The following is a 22,692-nucleotide window of genomic DNA, read 5'->3' as shown; positions in this document are numbered from 1 at the left end:
CTGATCCAGACATATCCGGAAGGAACGCTTGACATCGTATACGGTGCAAACGCAACAAATGCAGTGGGCGTTATCTCTGCTACGGAAGCGGCTGGCAGAACAGATTATGACATTATCGGTGTGGACGACGATCCGGAAATCCTCAACGCGATCTCCAGAAACGGCGTAACGGCAGCAACAGTTGTACAGGCTCCGATCGAGATGGGTAAACTGGCAGTACAGATCGCTGTTAAAGCAGCAAAGGGCGAAACGATCGACGAATCCGAAATTGCTACACCTTTGACGGTTGTAACAAGAGACACATATGCAGATTTCATGAAGACATATGAGCAGAATCAGAAAGACATCGAAGCTTATAAATAAGAAGTAAAGATCAAGAGTTCAGTATGGTTTTGAGGCAGGGGCGTAGGCTACCTGTCTCAAAACTATATCTTGAGAAAAACAAAAGATGAAGAGTTTGGATATAAGATAATTGCCTAAGAAGGGTCAATTATTTCAGATAAATATCATATAAAAACCATAAGGAGGCAGTAGCTATGGGAACCACGGAAATGTTTTTGAATATTCAGGATGTTATGACTCCGGAGACGGACGAATATAAAAGATGTCAGCGTCTAAAGGACAGTCTCGTCAATGTGCAGTCGGAGGTATGTCTTGAGCGTGCGAAGATTGTGACGCGCGTCTACAAGGAGACGGAAGGCGAAGATTCTTACGTCAGAAAAGCGAAAGCGTTTGACGCCATATTAAAGGAAATGAGCCTGTTCGTGGTAGAAGACGAGCTTATTTGCGGGCATCAGGCAGGCAAAAGAAGAAGCGCACCGCTTTTCCCTGAATTTGCTGTGGACTGGGTGGATAATGAAATCGAAACATTCCCCACAAGACCACAGGATAAATTTATGATTACCCCTGAGCAGATCGCGGATTATCGCGAAAACATCGTGCCTTACTGGCGCGGCAAGACGTTTTTTGACCGTACGATGAGTTATCTGACGGAAGATGTAAACCTGCTGCGCGAAGACGCGGGGCTTTTTAGCGTCGGACTTCATGAGGACGGCGGTTTGGGCCATGTGGCGCTTACCTATGAGAAACTTCTGAAAAAGGGTTTTGATGGTATCAAAAACGATATCAAAGAGCAGATGGAGCAGCTTGAGGACTGGAAAGCGGAGGACATGCAGAAGCGCAAGTTCTACAACGCCTGCCTTTCTATCTGCGATTCCATGATTGCATTTGCGCACCGTTACGCTGACCTGACGGCAGAGCTTGCCGCAAAGGAAACGAACGCAAAGCGTAAGGCGGAGCTGCTGCGTATGTCCGAAAACTGCAGGCGCGTGCCGGAATTCCCGGCGGCGGACTTTTATGAGGCGCTGCAAAGCATGTGGTTCGTGCAGGTCGCGGTACAGATTTATGATAACGGCGTTTCTATCACGCCTGGCCGTTTTGACCAGTATGTATATCCGTATTATGAAAAAGATATCCTGAGCGGGAAATTGACGAAGATACAGGCGCAGGAGCTTTTGGAATCGTTCTGGATCAAGTTTACGGAACCGATCAAAATTTATTGTGAAAAAGACGCTGCATTCCATGCAGGCTACCCGATGGGGCAGAACCTCGCAATCGGCGGGATTCGTCCGGACGGTACGGATGGTACGAACGACCTTTCCTACCGTTGTCTGGAAGCGCATTCGCACATTCTGCTTATGCAGCCAAACTTCTCTGTACGCCTTCACAGAGGCAGCCCGTTTGAGTTTGTAAAACGTACGTGTGAGGCAATCCGTATGGGTAATGGTATGCCGCAGATTGTAAACGACGAGGTTTATGTTCCGGCAATGATGAACGTAGGCGTACCGTTTGAGGAAGCGCGCGATTATGTACCAGTAGGCTGTGTGGAGACAACGCCGCTCAATACATGGGGACGCTGCAATGGCGGTTATTTTAACCTGAGCAAGGTCGTCGAGCTTACGCTGGGCAACGGCGTATGCGGGATCAGTGGCAAGCAGGTATCGCCAGCAACAGGCGATCCGCGTACGTTTAAGACGTTCGACGAATTTTTGGAAGCGTATAAAAAACAAATGGACTACTGCATGAGCAAGCTTGTGAAGTGGGACAATATCATCGATATGGTACACGCAGACCTTTCGCCCACACCGCTCACATCTATGTTGGTGGACGATTGTATCGAAAACGGCAGGGATGTTACGGCGGGCGGCGCTCGCTATAACTGGACAGGACCGCTCGGCGTTGGTATTGCGAACGCAGGCGATTCGCTGTATGCGATTAAAAAGGTTGTATTTGAAGACAAGCTCTATACGATGGACCAGGTTTTGACTGCCCTCAAGGACAATTTCAAAGACGAACAGCCTCTGCGCGAGTTCCTTGCAAACAAGGTGCCGAAGTACGGTAACGACCTCGCGGCGCCGGATGAAATGGTCAAAATCGCAACGGATATTTATTTTGACTCTATGAAGGGTTATGAGACATACCGCGGTGGGCCGTTCGTAGCTGCGCTGTTGCCTGTTGCTTCCTACGTGGCGTTTGGTATGGCGACGGCTGCGCTGCCGGATGGCAAGCCTTCGGGTGAGCCGCTTGCAGACGGTATCTCGCCGGATTATGGCGTAGACAAACAGGGGCCGACGGCCGTTATGAAATCTGTTTCCAAGATTGACCACATCCGCTGCGCAAACGGTGTGATATTCAACCAGAAGATTTCTCCGATGGCGGTATCCACACCTGAAGGCATGAAGAAGTGGGTGGATATGGTCATGACGTATATCAACTTAGGCGGCGGGCATGTACAGTTCAACATCGTCTCGGCAGACACGCTGCGCGAAGCGCAGGAGACACCCGATAAGTTCAAAGGACTGGTTGTGCGTGTAGCTGGCTACAGCGCGTTCTTCAACGAGCTGGCAGAAGAGGTGCAGGACAGCATCATCGCAAGAACGGAACACGAACTTTAATCGATCAAAAGGGGGATGCTATGACACGGGAAGAGGCAAGGATCAAGGCGCTCGAATATTTTGACAAAGCGCATATCTACCTGAAGGAAGAAGAAAGGCAGAATCTGGAAATTGCAGATATGGGACTTGATGATCTCGAAACCTATGGGATACAGATACATATCTATGTGGATACAGACCGGTGCAGTGCAAAAGAAATGGTGCTGTTCCCTTACCAGATATGCCCGGAGCAGCGGCATCCCCCGCTGGGGGACTACCCCGGTAAGGAAGAGAGTTTTCGCGTCAGGGAGGGGGAGCTCTATATTTATACAGAGGGCGAGCCCGTGGAAAAATCGAAAATGAAAGCAAAGATTCCCGCAGGCAAGGAGGACACATTTACTGTTTTCCATGAGATCATCTTGAAAAAAGGCGACCAGTACACGATGCCTCCCAACACGACACACTGGATATGCGGGGGCAAGGACGGGTGTGTGGTAAGCGAATTCGCCACCTACAACCGGGACGACCTGGATATCTATACGGACCCACAGGTAGCGCGCATGAACGGTGTTTGATACCTGTCTGGAAAAAGGATCGAAGGAACAAGATGCAGGGGGACGGCCGAGGGCCGTTCCCCTGTAGTCATTGCAGGACCGCTTCATTAAAAACATTGCGTATTGCGTAATAAATGTTATAATAATAGGTATAGAAGTATGCCATGAAGCGCGCTGAATACCGCTTTATGAAAGGACTGAGGGGATAACCGTGTTTCCAGCACAGAGAATTGCAGCATTAAAACAAATCGTACGGGAAGAAAAGACGGTGGACATTGCGACACTGTGCTCGGCGCTCAATGTGAGCGACGTTACGGTACGCAAATATTTGGACCAGCTCGAACAAGAGGGCTTCTTGAAAAAGATGCATGGCGGCGCTATGCTCACGGAAGAAGAAAGCGAGATCGCTTTTGAGACGATGCCGGAAAGCGACGATATGCTGGGCAAAGAAGATATCGAGCAGATCGCGAACCTGGCGGTATCATTGATCGAAGATGGGGACTCTATTTTTGTCGGGCAGGGAAACCTTTGTTTGGCGCTTGCCAAAAAACTGCATGCCGTTAATAACCTGACGGTGATTACCAATAATATCAATGCAGTTCCGGACATTTTGCCCAACGTGCGCAAGCTGTTTTTTATTGGCGGGGAAGTATTGTTTCAGAATGGAAATATGTATTCGTGCGGAACAAAGGCCATCAACCAGCTGGAAGATATTTTTGTACAAAAAGCGTTTATCGGCGTGGACGGTATCGATATGTCCATCGGTGTAACGGTCAATGATTTTGAGCTTTACGAAATTATCGAGAAGATCGTGGATATCTCACGGCAGGTCGTAGTCTTGGCAGAGCACACAAAGTGTGATAAAATTGGGTTACATAAGATCGCAAATCTGGACCAATTCAAAATATATGTATCTGACAAAAGATTGGACGAAAAATACAAGCAGTACTTTTTCGAGCGGGACATTAAAATCCTGACTTCTTATGATATTTAATTCATACGACGGGTGATACTATTGAACGAAAAGATAGTAGAAATGAAAAACATCTCATTGACGCTGGATGCCAATAACGTCTTGAGCGACGCTGATTTTTATCTGAAAAAGGGAGAAGTCTGCTCTATTTTGGGTGAAAACGGCGCAGGCAAATCTACGCTGATGAAGGTTCTTACGGGAAGTTACCCACGCTATACGGGGGAGATATTTCTGGAAGGCCAGTTAGAGACCGTCGACAGCGTGATCAAGGCGCAGAGGAACGGGATCAGGATGATCCACCAGGAATCCCAGTTGATCAATGAATTCAATGTGGAGCAGAACATTTTTTCGGGCAACGAGATATGCTATCCGGGACTGCCCTTTATCAACAAAAAAGTGCAGCGGCAAAAAGCGCGGGAGATACTCTCCTTTTTACAGACAGATATCGATATCAACGCGCCGGTGCAAAGCTTGAATATCGCACAAAAAAAGATGGTGGAAATTGCCCGCTCGCTTGTTTATAGCGTAAAGGTGCTGGTGCTTGACGAGGTGACGGCCTCGTTTACGTCTTATGACAGGCAGACGCTTTTTGAGATTATCCATAAATTGAAGGAGCGGGGGATCGCCGTCGTATTTATTTCGCATAAAATAGATGAGGTGCTGGAAATTGCAGACCGTTTGGTGATCATGCGCGACGGAAAGACAGTGGAGGACAAACCGGTCGAAAACAATTCTGTATATATCGATGTGGACCATATCCTGTTAGAGATGGCGGGGGATGATTACATCAACCGTTACCCCAAGACAAAAGCGAAGATCGGCAATGTTGTGATGAAAATGCATAAAGTGTCCAATGCACAGGAAACGGTGATGGATGCGAGCATGTATATACGCGAGGGGGAGATCGTGGGTATTGCGGGACTTGTCGGAGCGGGAAAATCAAGCCTTGCAAAGCTCATTGCCGGTGTGGAGCCTATTGCAAAGGGAGAGTGCTACTATAAGGGCAAGCCCATGCAGACAAACAAGCTGGACCGGTTTGTGAAGGATGGTATCATTTATCTGGCAGAGGACTGTGCCAGCAACCTGATCTTAAAGCAGGATGTGCAGTATAATATGTCTCTTTCTTCGCTCGACCAGTTTATCCATACGGCGCTCATCAACCACAACAAGGTGCAGAAAAACGCAAAGTATTATATTGATAAACTTGACCTGCGAAAGGTATCACCGCATACGACGGTCAAGTGGCTGTCGCGTGGCACGCAGCAGAAGGTGGCGCTCAGCAAGTGGCTTAAGGCACAGGCGCAGGTGATGGTTTTGGACGAGCCTTCCATCAGCCTAGATATTGCGTCTAAAGTGGAGTTATATAACATCCTGAATAAAATTGTACACACGGGGAAATCTATTTTTATGGTCTCCTCCGACCTGACAGAGCTCATTGGCATGTGTGACCGTATCTATGTTATGTTCTCAGGCAGGATCGCCGCGGAACTTGACTCAAAGGAAGCAAATTCTGTGCGTATCCTGCAATATGCGTCAGGAAAAATGTAGGAAAGTGGTTATAAAAAGCCGCGGAATACCCCGCGGCTTTTTTGATGTTTTCAAATACTCACCAGTCGTAAAGGTCCCAGGTCGTCTCGCGATCGGCCTCGGTGGATTTTCGCGGGACAATGGTGGTGCTTAAGTATGTCGGTTTTTTATGGTTGGGTGACTGGTGATCGTTGGTGAAGTCAAGCATACGCGACATGGCCATACGGCCCATCTGGTATCCGGGTACATCGACCGTAGATAAGGACGGCTCGATTAAAGTTCCGGCATAAATATTATCGACACCAATCACAGCGACATCCTGCGGGATACGGCGGCCGAGATCTTTTAATGCTTTGATCGCACCGATACCCGTCTCATCGTTTGCGGCAAATATCGCAGTAACGTCTGTTTTTAGCATCAGGTCGCGCGTACATGCATAGCCGCTTTCGGGCGTAAACAATCCGTTGCGGACATAGGCCGGGTTAAAGGGGAGATTGTGCTCTTTGAGCGCCCTTAAATAGCCCTGATAACGCTTGATACTGTCGTCGCGGGCCATAGGGCCGGAAATATGCGCGATCTCTTTATGCCCCAGGCCGATCAGGTATTTCACGGTATCGTAAGCAGCCTGCTCGTAGTCGGAGAGGATTGATTCAACACCGGGGATCAGAAGATGCCTTTCTAAGCTGATCACAGGAACCTTCTTCTTGCTGCTGACAAGCTCTTTGATCGTGGCGAAACACTCCCTGCCATATTCGGCCTCGTCGTTTGCATAACTCGAAATGATAACGCCGTCCGGCATGCTGTACAAAAAGCGGACGAGAGAATCGTACTCTCTTTTTAGGTCGCTACCTGTTGCATATACATTGATCAGGTATTCGCTGCCAAGGGCGACGTCCTGTATCCCCTTTAATATCCCCGCATGGAACGGATGGTAAAAAGTCGGCAGGATAACACCGACGACAAAAGACCTGTTGCCGCGCAGACGACTCGCCATAGGGTTGGGGATATACCCGAGCTGCTCTATTGCGTCGTTGACGCGGGCGACAAGCTCAGGTCTTACATATTTATTGCCGGTACGCACGTTCGAGACGGTGGCTTGCGAAACGCCGGCCAATTTTGCAACATCTTTTATACTTGCTGGCATGTTTTTCCTTCCTTCTGAAACGTTTTACTGTTACGCACTTTATAAAGGAAAGACGCTATCCAATGATGAATAACGTACTTCATATCAATAATTATACTATACACACAAGAGCATTACAATCATCCGGAAATGAAATATTGTGCAAATAAAAAGACAGAAAAAAGTAAAAATGCTTTTATATAGGGTATAAAGCGATCTTTTTATAAACACCATGATACAGTAAAACGCTAAAATGATACGCAAAAAACTTTAATGTAATAATTTAATAAATGGATAGATATTCCATATAAAATGTGATAACATGAAAAAGTGAATGATTATTCATTAAAACTTTGTTTGAATCAGGATACCGAAAATAATTGACAAGGTAGATGCGAAAAGCGGATCATTAGGAAGGTGGGGTTTGGTTTGGACATTAATTACGATAAACACGAAATGAAAATTACGCTATCCATCGACGATTTTTGTGACGATGATCTTGTTATGCTGGGTAAAAGTATGCAAAATTTTTATGATGAGGATGCGGAAGACACTACAAAGATAATTTCTTTGGAAATAGAAGTTTAGGATGCCTATGGATGGAGGAGATGCAAATGTTTGAGTACAAGACAGTGTTGCAAAAGGCGGCGGAATGGAGTGTTCCGGTGGCACAAATCCAGTCTTTATGCCGACAGCAAAAAATTGAAGGAGCGCAAAAGCACGGAGGTATATGGTTTATACCGGATCAGGCCATCAATCCCTTTCATGAAAGCGATAATGTTTTCCCGTTTAAGGGGACAAAGAAGAAGATATTTGTCAAGGCTGTCAGATTATTTGCCCAGAAGACATTTGAGCGCGTGACGATCAAGGAAATTGCTGAAGCCGTAGGCGTAGCTCCCTCGGCCGTGTACAATCATTTTCAATCAAAACAAGAAATTCTGGATACGATCTATGGTTTTTTTGAAGAATATTTTACGGAAAACAGACCCGCTATGGAAGAGATAGCGCCAATCCTTGGCAGCGAGCCTATCTTTGATGTGCTGCATTGTATGGATTATGGGTTTAAGGTATCGTATGAAGAAATATTACTTTTGTGCATACGTATTATTTTTATGCGCGCGCTTTTTGATGAGCGCGCCGGTCAACTGTTCCGCGGCGTTGTGCTGAGGGAGAGCCGCGAATATGTGCGTGAAGTATATGACCGGGCCATTGCAACAGGCGAATATACAAGGTTTGACACAGACGCTATGAGTGAATATCATCTTATGTGCCGTGTCTATCTTTTGTTACACTCTTTGTTTGAGCCATCCCAAGAAAACATGGAACGGCTCAACAAAAATATATACAAAATGGATGCGTACGTCACACGGTGCCTGGAAAATATGGACGTCTCTGCAGAAGCGATTGATTATGAACCAACGCTTTAAAGCGCGATTTCCGGCGTAGATTCAAAATTTGTCGCCATTGTCCAAACCTTTGCTTTGCCTTTTGCCATACGCATCACGACAAGTGTTTCGTAAAAGTTTTCCATTTCGCCGTTGTCCTTCCAGGTGCGTAAAAATGCGCGGGAAGGGTGTGCGGTGATTTCTTCCTTGAGCGCGCGGTCCTCCACTATTTCGAGTGTGCCGCTGACGCGTACCTGCATACCGCTTTTTTGATCGACAAAGCAAAGCTCGGCGTGCGGGCTTGCCAGAATCTGCCGGTAGATGTCTTTCATTTTACCCGTATGAAAAACGATGCCTTCCTGATCGGCCTTATAAAGCAGCATACCGCGCACCCTCGGGTTTGCTCCGTCAATCGTCGCCAGAAAAAATCCTGGATTTTGATTCATCAAGTCGTAAATTTGTTCTTTTTGCATAGCTATAACCTCCATTGTTTGTTCTTTATTTTAAACATCACAAAGGAAATCCGCTTTCAAAAAACAAGCGTATATTTACAGATTTGCATATAGCGAGCGATACGCAGACGGCGTGAGTCCATAGTGTTTTTTAAAGCTCGAGGAGAGGTGAGCGGCAGAGCTGAAGCCGCATTGCTGTGCGATCTCGGTGACGCTGTGTTCACTGTTGCGCAGCAGACTCTTTGATTTGTTCAAACGAATGGCAAGCAGATAGGCGGCAGGCGAAGAACCGGTTTCACGAAAAAACCTGCGTGAAAATGCGGAAACAGAAAGATTTACATGCTGCGCCAGCTGCCGCACCGAAATAGGCGCGGCAAAATTTTGCTGGATATATTCGGCGGCGTCCCTGATGGCGGCGCTTTTGGGCAAGGCGTTGTTGGCGCCGGGCTGACAGGCGTTTCTGATCAGGTCATTGACGATCAAAAAACCGATTGCATCCAACACCGTTTTGCGGCCTGCGCCATTGCTTTCATATTCCTCCATAAAACGGGAGACAAATACCATGATCTCCTTGGGAACAAAAAAATCATGCCAGCTCTGTGTATGAGGAGGCTTAAGACCATAACTTAAATAGACCGACTCCACCAGTTGTTTTGACGCCATGATGGCGATATAACGCACGAAGGTATCTTCCGTCGTTTCCTCGTGCGCAACATCCGGGGGCAGGATCGCCGCAATATAATGGTTTTCGTCAGGCTGCAGACTGGTATCCAATACGGTACTGCTTTTTTGCAGCAGGATCATAAAGGAATAGGACGGATGTGTGTGACCGGGCTGGATGGCATATCCGCAAAAGCCAGTGCTGGGGATAAAGATGCCCACGTCGTGGCATACATAAGCGTCCACATATTTCAAATCATGTGCTGTAATAGGTCCGACCAAGGCCTGGATCTTATCTAAATCACGCATAGGCACGCTCCGATCTTTTCTATGTATCTGATAGAATTATACCACAAGAAAAGGGGAAAACAGTATCTGTATGATAAAAGAAAAGGCTCCCGTTCAGGAAGCCAAGAGAAGAAGTATATGTAAACGCCGCAGCGTAGTTTTTTGACTACCCCAGCCATTGTGGGACTAACGGCCAAGGTAGAATTTGTATGTTTTAATCATAACCATGCTTCATGAAGTCAAAATGAAAAAAGTTTGAACAAATTGTAAAGTTCAAAATGATTGCACGACAATACGGATACTGGTTTAGTCGTCGGATAAAGGCGTTATATTATCAAAAAGAACGAAGGAGTATCTGTAAAAAATGGTGAGTATCGAAGTAACAAGAGAGGCAGTCGTGCTTCACATACATGGTTCGAGCAAGTTTTGGTCTTTAAAAAGCAACCTGACCATTCCACTGGAGCATATTCGGAGCGTGGAGGCTGTGAAGGATTTAAAAACCAAAGACTATCTGAAATGGGATGCAATCAAGGCAGGCACGTTTCTGCCAAACGTGATTGCGGAGGGAACATTTTATCAGGATGAAAACAGGTTGTACGTAAATATACATGAAGGCAAGGCGGGCATTGTATTGGGACTTCGCGACGACAAATATTATGAGGTCGTGGTGGAGACGGAAAACGCGCAGGAAACCGCAAACGAGATACAAAGCGCAATCGCTGCCCGCAAATGACGGACAGGTCAGGGGTTTGCAAGCGCAAGCTTTTGTTCCCGTGAAAGCTTTTTGATCGCAGCTTCACGGCGCATGGCTTCTTTCTTTGTAGGGAAGGTCTCGAAATAGAACAGGGCAACAGGACGGCGTGCCTTGGTGTATTTCGCGCCCTTTCCCGTATTATGAAGCTTGATCCGCTTCTCAAGGTCGTTTGTCCAGCCGGTATACAGGGTATCGTCGGCGCAGCGCAGGATATATGTATAATTCATAGGATTTATTATAGCACAGGAAAAAATGTTTTTGTGGAATTTTGAACTGGGGCTATCAGATACAGATACGTATTGAAAGGAGGGCTGAAATTGCCCTCCTTTTTAAGACGCTACAGACTTTTACCCAAAGCTTCCGCTTTTTGTAATGCAGACGGAGAAATGTCGCCGGCTGCATTTGCGTCGCCCTGCCAGACGATGCCCCTGTCTTTCCAGCCCAGATAAGAAAGGATCATTTCATAGCCTTTGGCTACATAATCGTATTCTGTAGCGGTGGGATCGCCGCCGCACAGCAGCAATGCGCCCTCCTTGACAGCCAACGGGCGTAAGCCGCCCTTGCCGCCGTAGGCGTATAGCTTATCGATTGCCGCCTTCATTTGCGCGGGGAAGCCCATCCAATATACCGGGGCACAGAAAACCATGACGTCGCAGCTCTCAAGAAGCGGCTCCAGCTCATGAAAGTCATCCGCGTCTATGCAGGCATGACCGTTCTCCCAACACCTGTCACACGCTGTACAGCCGCCGATTTGCTTTGCTCCTGCCGCAAACTTCACAGCCGTATGGCCGCTTGCCTGCGCGCCCCTGATCAACGCATCTGCAAGCAGATCGCTGTTGCCCCCCTGGCGGGGACTTCCCGTCAGTACCAGCACCTTTTTACCCATAGTATCGATTCTCCTTTACATAAAGTATATGGCAATCAGATTATATCACAAAACAAAAAATCGTTCCTGTGGAAACGGTTTCCCGATCTCCCCAGAAACGATTTTGATGCGTCAGAATACTCAATCTAAAATGGCGATCGCGCGCACGGGGGAGCCGTCGCGGCCTCTTAATCTGAGCGGAAGCGCAACAAAGGTAAACGCGTCGTCAGCAAGATCTTCCATGTTTGCCAAACCTTCGACGATAAGAGTACCGTTGCCGAGCATTTTTTCATGGATGTATTTCCAGTCGCTGCCGTTCGGCGTAGGCATATCCATGCCCACAAGCCCCACCTTTTTCAGCACAAACCATTCAGCCAGTTCGCGGCTTATGAACGGAAAATCGCTGAAAAATTCATTCTTTGGAAAGACTTTGTCCCAACCTGTGTACAAAAGCACGCATAACCCGGACGCGATCTGATCCGCATACGGTTCAAGATCGGCTACTGTGATCGCTTCTTTCGGTTTTTTGGACGTGAGATCGACCTTAACTGCGCGCACGATACAGCGCTCAATGCTGATCTGATCGATAGATTCGCCTTCATCAAAGAAATGCCGCGGCGCATCGAAATGCGTGCCCTGATGCGTGGACATTGTGACCCTTGACAGGTTGTAACCCAGTGTATCGAGGCCGCAGTGCCATGAAACAGACAGCTTGGGATCCATAGGCATGGTAGGGGCGCCGTCGTACATGTCGGCAGTCAAATCAATATATTTTGGCATATCTCCGTCCTCCTTGTGTTCAGTCGCTTCCTGCAAAAGCAGAGTCTTTGCCGAGGCCTTCCGGCCCGAGCCCCAAATATCCGCCTTCAGCGAACAGATCGGCTGCCGTGACCGCGCTTGCGTCGTCGCTCAAAAGGAACACTGTGGCGGATGCGATCTCTTCCGGCCTTTCAAGACGCTGTATCATGTGGAAATCACCCCACAAATCCTGTGCCGTTTGTTCGTCGCCATTCGGCGCGGCCTTTTTGACTTCATCTGTCCACACCCAGCCGGGGCTGATGCAATTGACGCGGATGCCGGGGGATAAGTCGAGCGCAGCACAGCGGGTAAGCTGTTTTACCGCGCCCTTCGCCGCATTATATGTCCAGCGGTCGGGCTGTGCGATATGCCCTGAAATACTGGACATATTAACGATAGAACCGTTTTCTTTGCCGCGCTGGCGTACAAATTCCTGAATCATCGTCGCATAAGATATTGGACCGGCTTCCATTGTGTATGTCCAATCCTCGCGCGTCGCGTTCACACCTTTTGCCGTAAAGGGGAACGCATTGTTGACAAGATAATCGAGCCGTCCGAATTTTTCGATCGCAGCAGCGACCAAGGTTTTGCAGAATACAGGATCGATCATATTGCCTGCCAAAAAATCAACGTTTTCAAATTTCTCTTTTAATTCCTTAAGCGTATTTTTGCCGACTTCTTCATTGCGTCCACAAAACAAAACGCTTACTTCTTCTTCGAGCAATCTCTGCACGCAAGCGCGTCCGATTCCCCTCGAACCACCCGTGACAATTGCTACCTTTCCTTTTAAGCCTCTCATTGAAATCCTCCCAAAAGTTACTTGTCTACCGGTCAGTACCGTCTTTTTTATATGGCGCTCCCCACAAGCGGGAAGCGCCATATCTGTTTTTTAGAACTGTGCCGCAAATTCTTCGATGTTAGATTTGTCATAGATCATGGGCTCTGCCAAAGAGATGATCTGTCCGTTGTCCGTGAAGGTGAACGTACCATATTCTCCGGCCTCGAAGGTCGCGCCCGGCTCTATGGTGAGCGAACCGTCCTTTAATGCCAACGCCATGTAAACGCCGATGTCGCCTTCCATCGGAGGATTCCAAAGTGCAAATTTCTCTACGGTGCCATCCAGAACAAATTCAGCCATTTCGGAAGGAAGGCCAAGGCCTGTCAGCTTTACTTTGTCAGCAACGCCTTTTGTCTGGATTACCTTCGCAGCAGCAGCCACACCAACCGTCGTCGGCGCGATCACGCCCTTGAGGTCAGGATATTTTGCAAGCAATGCTTCCATCTCTGTGGTGGATTTTTCCGGCTGGTCATCGCCGTATACAACTTCAACGAGATTCATGTCTTTGTATTTTTCATCCGACGCAAGCAGGTTTTTCATATCGTCGATCCATGTGTTCTGGTCGGGAGCGTCCGTCGTAGCGGAAAGGATCGCGAAATCGCCTTTAAAGTCGATCATATCACCCAGCGTGTTAAGCAGGACTGTACCGGTTTTTGTGAAATCGACCGGCATGATTGCCGCGTCGCGGTGGTCTTCGCTGCCTGGGATGTCCTGATTGATGATAACGATCTTTGTGCCCGCCGCACGTGCGTCGTCAAACGTTCCGTTGAGTGCGTCATTGGAGTTTGCTGCGATGAAGATTACATCAGCGCCGTTCTGGACAGCTGCTTCAACGTATTCGATCTGGGAAGTAGCGTCTGCTGTTGCGGGGCCTGTCGTCTCGAATTTAACCTTGTCAGCGCCCAGCTTTTCCGCTGTTCTCTGGAATCCTAAAACGATGGATTCAAAGTACGGGTTTCCCTGGTTTTTGGGGATGAATACGATGTTGACAGGTTCGCCGGAAGCTTCGCCGCCGTCATCGCTGCCGCCGCCATCCGAGGGAGCTTCAGACGTTGTTTCAGGAGCCTTTGACTCGGAAACGGCAGGAGCGGGCGTACCGCATGCTGCAAAAACAAAGAGTGCAACCAACACCAAACATACGATTACTGTAACTTTACTTTTCATTCTTTCCTCCTATTGTACTTTATTTTTTCCGGCATTTCGCGCCGAAATTGAATTTAATTTTTTTTGTCCCTGATCATCTGTCCGACATTGGGGATGACAATGGACAGCAGGAGCAGCAGACCCATAACAAACATCTGATCCTGCGCCTTGACATTTGCCACGATAAGGCCGGTTTTTAACAGCAACACGATGATGACCGCAAGGAATGTTCCGAGGATGCTTCCTTTTCCGCCGTTGATGTCTGCGCCTCCGAGCAGCACCATCGTGATCACGTCCAGTTCGCCGCCCGAGGCCATATCAAAGCGCACGAGCAGCAGGCGGGACATGGTAAGGATTCCTGCAAGCCCTGCCATCAGTCCGGAAAAGCTGAAAAGGAGACACTTGATCCTTTTTGTGTTGATGCCGGAGTAAGCTGCTGCGCGTTCGTTGGTGCCGATCGCAAAAATCTTTCTGCCGAGAGACGTCTTATGGAGAATAAAGAAGAACGCTACGGACATGATGATAAAGAGCAGGATCGTCACGCTGAAACTCGCATTGCCGATCTTAAACACCGCGTTTTTTTCGATGCTGTTGAACCATTCCGGAAACTTGCCGAGGCTTGCGTCGCCAATAAATATCTGCGACAGTCCGCGGAACAGCGACATTGTACCGATGGTAACGATCATGGAAGGGAGCTTGACATAGGCGATCAGTATGCCGTTGAACGTGCCGAACCCAAACGCGATCACAAGGCCGATCACGCAGGCAAGACCCATATCCATGCCGGCATGGAACATCATGGCTGTAAAGGTCGCCACGCACGCCATGATGGAACCGACGGAAAGGTCGATCTGTCCTGCAATGATGACAAGCGTCATCGTGAGGGCGACCAGCCCAAATTCCATATATTTGGTCGCTGATTTGAGGATATATGTCATATCCTGAAAGCTGGGCGATAAGGCGATCCCTACAAGAATCACAATGATAAGAAGTACGAACGTAAAGGATTCGCGGCGCTTCAAAAGAGATGGAAGCTTGATGGGGCGCACTGTTTGCGTATTACTTGCTTTCATAATTCAGTTTACCTCCTTTTTCAGCTTCATCGTTTTCTTTTCCTGCGATACCTGGACGATGCGATCGGCAAGCAGCGCGATCACGATGATCAGTCCGTAGCAGAAGGTCTGTACCGCGCCGGGGATGCCCACCATTGCGATCATTGTATTGACCGTGCCGAGCAGGATACACCCTAGGAAGGTTCCGAAAACGGTTCCCGAGCCTCCTGAAACACTCACGCCGCCGATGATGGTCGCGGATATGACGATAAATTCAAATCCGTCTCCCGTATTGGATGGATTGACATATCCATACCTTGCCGCGTACATCATGCCCGCGATGCCGCACAAAACGCCTGTGATACAAAAAATGTTGAATACTATTTTTTTGCAGTTGATGCCGCGCAGGTATGCAGCCTGGAAGTTGGAACCGACAGCGTATACCTCGCGCCCGAAGTGCGTCTTTTTCAGAATGAAGTAAAACAGTACCGCGATCCCGATGGCGATCCACACGATCCACGGAATGATGAGGTTGCCGATTTTTAAGCCCTCCGTCACAAAAGAGGAGAGACCCTTCGGAAGCTCGTAGCCAGTGATCTGCTTACCGTCGGCAAAGATAAAGGTCAGTCCGCGGAAGGCGTTCATGGTGCCTAGCGTGACGATGATCGCCGGAATTTTCAAATATGAAATCAAAAATCCGTTGAACGCGCCGCACAGGTAGCCAACGCCCATGGAGACGAGGAAGCCGAGCCAGATGGGGATATTGAAATCGCGGAACAGGATTCCGGCCACCATTGCGGACACCGCCACGATCGCTCCCACGGAAAGATCAATGTTGCGTGTGATGATGATCATCATCATGCCGACCGATACCACCAAAATGAGGGGCATCCATAAAAGGACGCTATTGACGACCTCCGGCAGACGCTCTGCAGTGAAAAGCTCAGGCTTGGCGATCCCTGAAACAACAAACAGGATAATGATGATGATCAGTGTCACCCGTTCCTTGGCGCCGATTGCAGAAATATGCTTTTTCTTGAGTGTATTGTTCATTGTGACGCCTCCTTGCGGGTATCCTTGCGCGTGGACGCCGCCATCATAATTTTTGCACTGTCGATCTCATCCTTGTTCATTTCAGCAGTGACATGTCCTTCACACATAACATAGACCCGGTCTGAGAGCTGCAAAATCTCCTGAAGCTCTGACGAGATCATAAGGATCGCCTTGCCTTGCTTCGCAAGCTCGCTGATCAGCTTATAGACCTCCGCTTTTGCGCCTACGTCGATGCCGCGTGTGGGCTCGTCGAGGATAAGGATATCCGGCTCGGTCAGCAGCCATTTGGCGATGACTACCTTTTGCTGGTTGCCACCGGAAAGCTCGGACACCGGCTGGTCTGCGTCGCGCATCTTGACCCGCAGATAATCCGAATATTCGCTGACCAGTTTATTTTCTTCCTTTGTATTGATGAACAGACCTTTGCTGATCTCTTTTAAAATGGCAAACGTCATATTCTGCTTGATGCTGAACGGCAGGATAAGACCTGTCTGTGCACGGTCTTCAGAAATCATGGCGATGCCTTTTTTCATGGAGTCGATCGCGCTTTTGATCACTACCTGCTCACCGTTTATTTTGATCGTTCCGGCGATGGCAGGATCGGTACCAAAGATTGCCGAAGCGACTTCGCTGCGTCCCGCGCCTACAAGCCCGGCCATACCGACGATCTCGCCACGGCGCACATTGATGCTGACGTCCTGATATTTGCCCGGATAGGTAAGGTGCTCGGCCTCGAGCAGGACTTCGCCGATCTCTGCCTGCTCCTTTACAATTAGTTCTTTGAACGTACGTCCGACCATCATCTGCACAAGCTTATCCTGGTCGACGTCCTTTTTGAAGCATTCGCCCACAAGCTCTCCGTCACGCAGGACGGTGATCCTGTCGCTGATCTCCATGATCTCCTCAAGACGATGCCCGATAAACACAATGCCTTTCCCCTGCTGTTTGAGCTTTTGCACGATCTGGAAAAGCGTTTTGACTTCGCCGTGGGAAAGCGCTGCAGTCGGCTCGTCCATGATGATCACCTTGGCGTTCTGTGAAAGGGCGCTTGTAATTTCGATCATTTGCTGGTCTGCGATCGTCATGCCGCGCACAGGGTCTTTTGGCCCCATGTTGACCTCCAGAGACGTTAAGAGCTCGGCGGCTTCCTTATATTTTTCCTTCCAGTTGATCGTCAGCTTGCTTTCGCCGCGCGTATGTCCCAGATAAATGTTTTCTGTGACATTCAGATCCTGAAAGGTGAGTGGTTCCTGATGTATGAGCGCCACGCCTGCTGCACGTGCGTCGTGAGGCGTTTTGAATACGACGGGCTGTCCCTCAATGCTGAGTTCTCCCGAAGTGGGGGCATGAACGCCGCTGATGATCTTCATCAGCGTGGACTTTCCTGCTCCGTTTTCGCCGATCAGGGCATGCACTTCGCCCGGATAAATGTTGAAATCAACATCCTTAAGCACAACTACGCCCGAAAACGATTTCACAATATTTTTTGCGCTTATGATCGGATTGGTTGCTTCTGCCATCGATTTATCTCCTTTTCTTTTTTATTGTGATCCTTCTTTCTTACCACATGGATATCCCGCCGTTCACATCGATGCACGCACCCGTCACATATCTTGAAAGGTCTGAAGCGGCGAACAGCGTTGCATCCGCGACTTCCTCGGGAGTGCCGATCCTTTTTAGCGGAACCGAATGCGGGTCGTAGCCAAAATCTGAGGTCATTTCCGTGGCGATGAGCCCGGGTGCGATGCTGTTGACTGTGATGTTATACTCTGCCGCCGCTTTTGCAAGGGATTTTGTGAGATTGAGCAACCCGCCTTTTGATGCGGCATAATCGATACCGATCGTAAGGCCGCCGGATTTACCCGCCTGTGACGCCATGTTGATGATCCTTCCATATCCCTGGTTTTTCATCATTTTGAGCGCTTCACGTGCAAACAGGAACGCTGCGCGAAGATTGACATTCATGGTGAGATCCCAGCTTTGTGTGGTGATATCTTCCATATTGACGATACGTCCGATGCCTGCACAGTTTAACAAAATATCCAGCCTGTCTTGCTTTTTGGCGTATTCTTCAAATACCTGGAGTACTTCCTGTTCGATTACCACATTTGTTTTGAGCGCGACGCATTGCGTATCGTATTTTTGTGTGATTTCGCTTGCCTTTGTGCGTGCCTCGTCGATATTGAGATCGGCAATCATGATAAAGGACGCGCCTTCCTGTGCAAATTTTTTTGCACAGGCGGCTCCGATCCCGCTTGCACCGCCTGTGATGATTGCTGTCTTGCCTTCCAATAATTTCATATAACTCCTCCGTCTTTCGTCAATAAACCCTGTTTATGCAATTGAAAATACAACAACAAAACACCTCTTTTCAAAACAAAATGGTTGACCGCGGCCGTTGGACGCGGGGAAGCATGCGTTTTGGCTATTCCAGATAGAATGCCTCGTGTAAATAATGGATGCCGCTGTCGATCGCGCCGTCAAAATCTGTATCGATCATTTTGGTTGTGATCGCATTCCAGCGCTTGCAGTCTTCGTTGTTATTGACATAATCAAAGGAAGCCTGCGCGTCGTCGCTTTCAAACACATAAATGAACTGACAGCCGTTTTGGAAGATCGAATAGTTGTAAAAGCCCGCATCGTGGTGCGCCTTCATGATCTCCGGCCACGGTTGTGCGTGCATTTTGACATATTCGTCGAGATATTCCGGTTTGATGTTCCAGGTCCAAGCATATTTCATAATTGATTTCCACCCTTTTCAATTTATTGTTTGCTGTTTCCTGTCTTGCTATCTTGAATTTTGTCCGCCATGTATTTTTGTTAACTGTCAACAATTTTGGAATGTACGCATAACGTATTGCCATTTTTTGGCATTGTTCAGGTTTTTCAATTTTCAATTTGTTATTTTGGGGTTAAAACTGATTACTGTTTATTGTTAACAATAATTATACGTTGCGTATTTGAAAAAAGCAAGCCTATTTGGAAAGTTTTATTTTTCACAAAGAAGCGGGAAAATTTCCATATGAACCATTCATTTGTTTGATCAGCACTTTACTGTCTTTTGTTGACAATTCACATATTGTGCACTAAACTAAATTTAAGATGCAAAATTCAAGAAAAGTGGATTATAACTATGATAAATAATTTAAAAACAAATCTTGCCCAGCGGATATCTGACATTTTGCGTCAGGAGATTTTGGGAAATGAAATCAACGAAGGAGATCGTTTTAACGAGACTGAGCTCGCCACACGCTTTGGAGTGAGCCGCGGGCCGATCCGTGAGGCGCTGCGCCTTTTGGAGATGGAAGGGCTTGTGATGACGCCTTCCAACGGACGTTCGATCGCCACGGGCTTCACACCTTCGGATATCGACGGGTATTATGATCTGCGTTATTTTATAGAATCGGAATCCATTAAAAAAATATTATCGAAACCTGCAGACGACGAATATTGGGCATGGATCAAGGAAATGGAGCGGCTTCTCGATCAGTCACGCGTGCATCTGGAGCTGAATAACGAAGGCGTCTTTACAGACCTTGACGGCGAGTTTCACCGCGCAATCATCATGCAGGCGAATTTTAAGGTCTACATCCATGTATGGAAGATCACCAATAACCTGAGCCGGAGCATTATGGAAATGAACCGCACCTATATTATGCAGCAGCAGCTGCATAACCTGCGCAAAACATTTACATTCCATGACAATATATTGATGGGGCTTAAAAACCGCGACCTTGATTTTACCTTGACAAACTTGCGTGCGCACGTGGAAAAGGGCGTGGAAACCTACCTTACGATCATCAAGCATTTATCCGACCTCAAAGCCAAGCAGGGCGGACAATGATCATCATACAAACTACTGTATAAAGCAAAAATCCGCCTGTTAAGCGGGTTTTTTAATGGTGCGAGTATTCATAAGGGCAAACTCAAAAGCAGCTATATAATTAAGTTTTATGGCACAAACATATGATTACTACGACATCTTTACAAAGACACAAGAGATAAATAGGAATTTACGCTTTCAAACGAAAACTATGTGAATAAGCGCTTAACTTAAGAGATCGCTCAAGCGAATGATTTTACTACCTTTACTTTCATAGTAACGCAGCATTTCGTCAATTTTCCTTTTATCATAACTGGTGATGCAATCTGACAGGACATTAACCCCATAATCTGCTTTACGCAAGTTGTAGCAAGTTGATTTAACGCAAGCGACAGCATCTGCTCCTGCTATGTAAAAATCACATATTTCGTTTTTACCAATAAAGTCTGCAAACTCCTCGCTGGTCAACGCATTTCCTTTGTATTTTGTGAAAATATTTTTTGACGCTATTTTCATATCAGAAACTAATTCAGCCCCATGGGTATCGGTCTTAAAGGTCCTCGTGCCAGTCGATAAATTTTCATGCCTTATATAAACGACATGAATGTCATTTTTGACTGCCCAATCAATCGACGTATTGATCTTATCAATTATTTCCTTGTAATTCTTTGTTATGTCATTTTGAATGTCTATTACGACTAAAGCCGCTTTTTTCATTTTTATTCCTCACTAAATTCCAATTTATCACCTATATAAAAAGGGTAAGCACCGTATCATTATATTATAAAATAGAAATCGCTCCAATGGAACGATTTCTCAATTCCTATTGAAGCGATTTTGGTGCGGTAGATGGGACTTGAACCCATACGTCATGGACACACGCCCCTCAAACGTGCCTGTCTGCCGATTCCAGCACTACCGCATGAATAATGAATCAGCAAGAAATATTATAATATACATCAAATGCTAAGTCAAGTATTCCAAAAGAAAAAGAACAGCGTTATCGCGCCGTTCTTTTTTATCCTATTTCTTTTTGTGACGCGCTGCACGCGAGCCGACCTTAGGGGCATTCGGATCACGCGGAGGTTCGTTCTTGATCGCCTCCTGAGAAAGCGGCACACGGTTTTGGTAAGGTTCTGTCTTCTCGACTCTTTCAGAAATGTCCGCCGTGCTTTTCCTGTAACCTTTTGGTTGTTGTGTATAGCGGCTGACGTCGGACAAGTCATAGCCCTTTGGCTGCTGCGTATAGCGGCTGATATCCGAAGGGTTGTATCCGCCGGCCTGTGTGGCGTTGTCCTGTGCCTGATGGCCTTCCGGCTGCTGGGTGTAACGGCTGACGTCGGATAGATCGTAGCCATTCGGCTGTTGGGTATAGCGGCTGATGTCCGCCTGATAACGGTCGTTAAAGTCCTCAGCGCTTGTTTTGGGCGCCTCGGGCACGGGGTCGGGCGTTGATCCGACGTTATCGTCCGGCAGCGACGGTTTGTTCCCCTTACCGCCTTTGTTTTTCTTGCTGCGACTCTTTAAGAGCAGGATGACGATGATAACAACGGCAATGATGACAGCCGCTCCGAGCACATAAAATACAAAATTCGGATCATTATAATACGCATTTTGTATATTGTTGCCAAGATTCGAGAAAAACGCACCTATCGCCGCAAAACCGGTCGGCTCCGGCGTGGGGGTGGGCATGGGCTCGGGCGTCACAACAACGGCAGCCGTCGGCTGAGGCGTTGGCACGGGCGTAGGCTCTACAGAAGGACTTGCCACTGCCGCAGCACTTGTGAACTGTAGCGAATTCAAAGGAACCATCGCCTGATTCAAGAAAGTGTCGGCCTCATCATTTTTGTAAAGCGAAGTAATAGAGAAGTTTGTGTTGTTTTGCGCGATCATGTAAATTTTTGTGGTATAACCATTGTCTTCTGCAAGCCGGCCTGTCAGTACGATCGCTGTTTTACCGTTCAGCTGTTCGACCGTATGCGGATCGAACACATAGTCTTCGCCATACTCGGCTTGCTTTTGTGCGACGATAGCAGCTATCTGCTCGTCGTTCAGCATGGAAAAGTCGGTCACGCTGAGCGCACCTTCGACAGGCGCAGACGCAGCAGGGTCTTCTGTAGGTGTTGCTGCGGCGCCGGACGCGCCGGAGACGGCAAGCGGCGTTTCCGTAATATCGAGGGAATAGGAGAGTGCGTTATCCGTTTGTGTTGCATAAGAAGCAATGAGCAATGCAAGGCTATCGTCCTTATCCTTTATTGATTCCAGCAGCTCCGGCGACATGTTCGTCCCGCCGGGTGTATAATAATATGTGCCTGCTTCCTCTGGTATCTCTATGCTGAAATCCCCTGCGGGATCGCTATAGGGAAGCGCAAACGCGCACACCGGAACCATCAGTATCATCACAAGCGCTATCAATATAGCAATTTTTTTCAAAGCAGTGCCTCCTTAACGGCTGGGTAAACCAAATGATC

24 protein-coding genes and 1 tRNA gene are annotated in these 22,692 nt (G+C 47.8%); 9 read left to right on the top strand and 16 right to left on the bottom strand.

Features of this window, described 5'->3' with window-relative positions:
* The 5 genes from VB081_RS12275 to VB081_RS12255 all read left to right on the top strand — a co-directional run.
* A partial coding sequence (locus tag VB081_RS12275) for a sugar ABC transporter substrate-binding protein (RefSeq protein ID WP_323401089.1) occupies nt 1-363 on the top strand: 363 nt, incomplete at its 5' end.
* 173 nt (nt 364-536) lie between these two features.
* Nucleotides 537-2,954, top strand: a complete 2,418-nt coding sequence (locus VB081_RS12270) for a glycyl radical protein (RefSeq protein WP_323401088.1) — start codon at nt 537-539, stop codon at nt 2,952-2,954.
* A gap of 20 nt (nt 2,955-2,974) precedes the next feature.
* Nucleotides 2,975-3,508 (top strand): D-lyxose/D-mannose family sugar isomerase, encoded by a 534-nt coding sequence (locus tag VB081_RS12265; RefSeq protein WP_323401087.1) that lies wholly within the window; start codon nt 2,975-2,977, stop codon nt 3,506-3,508.
* A gap of 190 nt (nt 3,509-3,698) precedes the next feature.
* The gene (locus VB081_RS12260) at nt 3,699-4,481 is read left to right on the top strand and encodes a DeoR/GlpR family DNA-binding transcription regulator (RefSeq protein WP_323401086.1); all 783 of its coding nucleotides are present in this window, start codon (nt 3,699-3,701) and stop codon (nt 4,479-4,481) included.
* Nucleotides 4,482-4,502: 21 nt separating this feature from the next.
* Nucleotides 4,503-6,008 (top strand): sugar ABC transporter ATP-binding protein, encoded by a 1,506-nt coding sequence (locus VB081_RS12255; protein WP_323401085.1) that lies wholly within the window; start codon nt 4,503-4,505, stop codon nt 6,006-6,008.
* Between the two features lie 58 nt (nt 6,009-6,066).
* Here VB081_RS12255 and VB081_RS12250 read toward each other — a convergent pair whose 3' ends face one another.
* Nucleotides 6,067-7,131 carry a LacI family DNA-binding transcriptional regulator gene (locus VB081_RS12250; protein ID WP_323401084.1) on the bottom strand — a complete coding sequence of 355 codons (1,065 nt, stop codon included), beginning with the start codon at nt 7,129-7,131 and terminating at the stop codon, nt 6,067-6,069.
* A gap of 408 nt (nt 7,132-7,539) precedes the next feature.
* Between VB081_RS12250 and VB081_RS12245 the strand changes: the two genes are divergently transcribed.
* Nucleotides 7,540-7,698 (top strand): hypothetical protein, encoded by a 159-nt coding sequence (locus VB081_RS12245; RefSeq protein ID WP_323401083.1) that lies wholly within the window; start codon nt 7,540-7,542, stop codon nt 7,696-7,698.
* 26 nt (nt 7,699-7,724) lie between these two features.
* Nucleotides 7,725-8,537 (top strand): TetR/AcrR family transcriptional regulator, encoded by an 813-nt coding sequence (locus VB081_RS12240; protein ID WP_323401082.1) that lies wholly within the window; start codon nt 7,725-7,727, stop codon nt 8,535-8,537.
* Here VB081_RS12240 and VB081_RS12235 read toward each other — a convergent pair.
* Nucleotides 8,534-8,968 carry a pyridoxamine 5'-phosphate oxidase family protein gene (locus VB081_RS12235; RefSeq protein WP_323401081.1) on the bottom strand — a complete coding sequence of 145 codons (435 nt, stop codon included), beginning with the start codon at nt 8,966-8,968 and terminating at the stop codon, nt 8,534-8,536. The genes VB081_RS12240 and VB081_RS12235 overlap by 4 nt on opposite strands.
* A gap of 75 nt (nt 8,969-9,043) precedes the next feature.
* Nucleotides 9,044-9,916, bottom strand: coding sequence for an AraC family transcriptional regulator (locus VB081_RS12230; RefSeq protein ID WP_323401080.1), 873 nt, complete (start codon nt 9,914-9,916; stop codon nt 9,044-9,046).
* A 343-nt stretch (nt 9,917-10,259) separates the two neighbouring features.
* Here VB081_RS12230 and VB081_RS12225 point away from each other — a divergent pair, with 343 nt between their 5' ends.
* Nucleotides 10,260-10,628, top strand: a complete 369-nt coding sequence (locus VB081_RS12225) for a hypothetical protein (RefSeq protein WP_323401079.1) — start codon at nt 10,260-10,262, stop codon at nt 10,626-10,628.
* An 8-nt stretch (nt 10,629-10,636) separates the two neighbouring features.
* Here the strand turns inward: VB081_RS12225 and VB081_RS12220 are convergent, their stop codons facing one another.
* The 10 genes from VB081_RS12220 to VB081_RS12175 all read right to left on the bottom strand — a co-directional run bounded on the left by VB081_RS12220 (nt 10,637) and on the right by VB081_RS12175 (nt 19,138).
* On the bottom strand, nt 10,637-10,876 hold the full coding sequence (locus tag VB081_RS12220) for a GIY-YIG nuclease family protein (RefSeq protein WP_323401078.1): 240 nt from the start codon (nt 10,874-10,876) through the stop codon (nt 10,637-10,639).
* A 110-nt stretch (nt 10,877-10,986) separates the two neighbouring features.
* Nucleotides 10,987-11,535, bottom strand: a complete 549-nt coding sequence (locus VB081_RS12215; RefSeq protein ID WP_323401077.1) for a flavodoxin family protein — start codon at nt 11,533-11,535, stop codon at nt 10,987-10,989.
* Between the two features lie 120 nt (nt 11,536-11,655).
* Nucleotides 11,656-12,294, bottom strand: a complete 639-nt coding sequence (locus VB081_RS12210) for a cyclase family protein (RefSeq protein ID WP_323401076.1) — start codon at nt 12,292-12,294, stop codon at nt 11,656-11,658.
* A gap of 19 nt (nt 12,295-12,313) precedes the next feature.
* Nucleotides 12,314-13,111: an SDR family NAD(P)-dependent oxidoreductase gene (locus VB081_RS12205; protein WP_323401075.1), complete on the bottom strand. Its 798-nt coding sequence runs from the start codon at nt 13,109-13,111 to the stop codon at nt 12,314-12,316.
* A 90-nt stretch (nt 13,112-13,201) separates the two neighbouring features.
* Nucleotides 13,202-14,314 carry a substrate-binding domain-containing protein gene (locus tag VB081_RS12200; RefSeq protein WP_323401074.1) on the bottom strand — a complete coding sequence of 371 codons (1,113 nt, stop codon included), beginning with the start codon at nt 14,312-14,314 and terminating at the stop codon, nt 13,202-13,204.
* Nucleotides 14,315-14,367: 53 nt separating this feature from the next.
* Nucleotides 14,368-15,366: an ABC transporter permease gene (locus VB081_RS12195; RefSeq protein WP_323401073.1), complete on the bottom strand. Its 999-nt coding sequence runs from the start codon at nt 15,364-15,366 to the stop codon at nt 14,368-14,370.
* A 3-nt stretch (nt 15,367-15,369) separates the two neighbouring features.
* Nucleotides 15,370-16,398: an ABC transporter permease gene (locus VB081_RS12190; RefSeq protein WP_323401072.1), complete on the bottom strand. Its 1,029-nt coding sequence runs from the start codon at nt 16,396-16,398 to the stop codon at nt 15,370-15,372.
* On the bottom strand, nt 16,395-17,918 hold the full coding sequence (locus VB081_RS12185) for a sugar ABC transporter ATP-binding protein (protein WP_323401071.1): 1,524 nt from the start codon (nt 17,916-17,918) through the stop codon (nt 16,395-16,397). Before VB081_RS12185 ends, VB081_RS12190 begins: the two co-directional genes overlap by 4 nt.
* 40 nt (nt 17,919-17,958) lie before the next feature.
* A complete protein-coding gene (locus tag VB081_RS12180; protein ID WP_323401070.1) occupies nt 17,959-18,699 on the bottom strand; it encodes an SDR family NAD(P)-dependent oxidoreductase in 741 nt (246 codons plus the stop codon).
* A 124-nt stretch (nt 18,700-18,823) separates the two neighbouring features.
* The gene (locus tag VB081_RS12175; RefSeq protein ID WP_323401069.1) at nt 18,824-19,138 is read right to left on the bottom strand and encodes an L-rhamnose mutarotase; all 315 of its coding nucleotides are present in this window, start codon (nt 19,136-19,138) and stop codon (nt 18,824-18,826) included.
* Between the two features lie 393 nt (nt 19,139-19,531).
* Between VB081_RS12175 and VB081_RS12170 the strand changes: the two genes are divergently transcribed.
* A complete protein-coding gene (locus VB081_RS12170; protein WP_323401068.1) occupies nt 19,532-20,242 on the top strand; it encodes a GntR family transcriptional regulator in 711 nt (236 codons plus the stop codon).
* 204 nt (nt 20,243-20,446) lie between these two features.
* Here VB081_RS12170 and VB081_RS12165 read toward each other — a convergent pair whose 3' ends face one another.
* The 3 genes from VB081_RS12165 to VB081_RS12155 all read right to left on the bottom strand — a co-directional run bounded on the left by VB081_RS12165 (nt 20,447) and on the right by VB081_RS12155 (nt 22,654).
* Nucleotides 20,447-20,938 carry a cysteine hydrolase family protein gene (locus VB081_RS12165; RefSeq protein WP_323401067.1) on the bottom strand — a complete coding sequence of 164 codons (492 nt, stop codon included), beginning with the start codon at nt 20,936-20,938 and terminating at the stop codon, nt 20,447-20,449.
* 121 nt (nt 20,939-21,059) lie between these two features.
* Nucleotides 21,060-21,143 (bottom strand) — tRNA-Leu (locus VB081_RS12160).
* Between the two features lie 101 nt (nt 21,144-21,244).
* The gene (locus VB081_RS12155) at nt 21,245-22,654 is read right to left on the bottom strand and encodes a hypothetical protein (protein WP_323401066.1); all 1,410 of its coding nucleotides are present in this window, start codon (nt 22,652-22,654) and stop codon (nt 21,245-21,247) included.
* Nucleotides 22,655-22,692 lie beyond the last annotated feature (38 nt).

This window comes from Christensenella sp. (assembly GCF_034927525.1).
Lineage (GTDB): Bacteria > Bacillota > Clostridia > Christensenellales > Christensenellaceae > Christensenella.
The sequence above is the reverse complement of the archived record's forward strand: the minus strand, read 5'-3'. Positions and strand labels throughout refer to the sequence as shown.

What these genes read in the sequence shown, in the direction of transcription:
- VB081_RS12225 (WP_323401079.1), top strand. Translation starts at nt 10,260, where the DNA reads ATGGTGAGTATCGAAGTAACAAGAGAGGCAGTCGTGCTTCACATACAT.
- VB081_RS12190 (WP_323401072.1), bottom strand. Translation starts at nt 16,398, where the DNA reads ATGAACAATACACTCAAGAAAAAGCATATTTCTGCAATCGGCGCCAAG.
- VB081_RS12205 (WP_323401075.1), bottom strand. Translation starts at nt 13,111, where the DNA reads ATGAGAGGCTTAAAAGGAAAGGTAGCAATTGTCACGGGTGGTTCGAGG.
- VB081_RS12250 (WP_323401084.1), bottom strand. Translation starts at nt 7,131, where the DNA reads ATGCCAGCAAGTATAAAAGATGTTGCAAAATTGGCCGGCGTTTCGCAA.
- VB081_RS12195 (WP_323401073.1), bottom strand. Translation starts at nt 15,366, where the DNA reads ATGAAAGCAAGTAATACGCAAACAGTGCGCCCCATCAAGCTTCCATCT.
- VB081_RS12230 (WP_323401080.1), bottom strand. Translation starts at nt 9,916, where the DNA reads ATGCGTGATTTAGATAAGATCCAGGCCTTGGTCGGACCTATTACAGCA.
- VB081_RS12180 (WP_323401070.1), bottom strand. Translation starts at nt 18,699, where the DNA reads ATGAAATTATTGGAAGGCAAGACAGCAATCATCACAGGCGGTGCAAGC.
- VB081_RS12185 (WP_323401071.1), bottom strand. Translation starts at nt 17,918, where the DNA reads ATGGCAGAAGCAACCAATCCGATCATAAGCGCAAAAAATATTGTGAAA.
- VB081_RS12220 (WP_323401078.1), bottom strand. Translation starts at nt 10,876, where the DNA reads ATGAATTATACATATATCCTGCGCTGCGCCGACGATACCCTGTATACC.
- VB081_RS12165 (WP_323401067.1), bottom strand. Translation starts at nt 20,938, where the DNA reads ATGAAAAAAGCGGCTTTAGTCGTAATAGACATTCAAAATGACATAACA.
- VB081_RS12240 (WP_323401082.1), top strand. Translation starts at nt 7,725, where the DNA reads ATGTTTGAGTACAAGACAGTGTTGCAAAAGGCGGCGGAATGGAGTGTT.
- VB081_RS12235 (WP_323401081.1), bottom strand. Translation starts at nt 8,968, where the DNA reads ATGCAAAAAGAACAAATTTACGACTTGATGAATCAAAATCCAGGATTT.
- VB081_RS12210 (WP_323401076.1), bottom strand. Translation starts at nt 12,294, where the DNA reads ATGCCAAAATATATTGATTTGACTGCCGACATGTACGACGGCGCCCCT.
- VB081_RS12215 (WP_323401077.1), bottom strand. Translation starts at nt 11,535, where the DNA reads ATGGGTAAAAAGGTGCTGGTACTGACGGGAAGTCCCCGCCAGGGGGGC.
- VB081_RS12265 (WP_323401087.1), top strand. Translation starts at nt 2,975, where the DNA reads ATGACACGGGAAGAGGCAAGGATCAAGGCGCTCGAATATTTTGACAAA.
- VB081_RS12200 (WP_323401074.1), bottom strand. Translation starts at nt 14,314, where the DNA reads ATGAAAAGTAAAGTTACAGTAATCGTATGTTTGGTGTTGGTTGCACTC.
- VB081_RS12170 (WP_323401068.1), top strand. Translation starts at nt 19,532, where the DNA reads ATGATAAATAATTTAAAAACAAATCTTGCCCAGCGGATATCTGACATT.
- VB081_RS12270 (WP_323401088.1), top strand. Translation starts at nt 537, where the DNA reads ATGGGAACCACGGAAATGTTTTTGAATATTCAGGATGTTATGACTCCG.
- VB081_RS12175 (WP_323401069.1), bottom strand. Translation starts at nt 19,138, where the DNA reads ATGAAATATGCTTGGACCTGGAACATCAAACCGGAATATCTCGACGAA.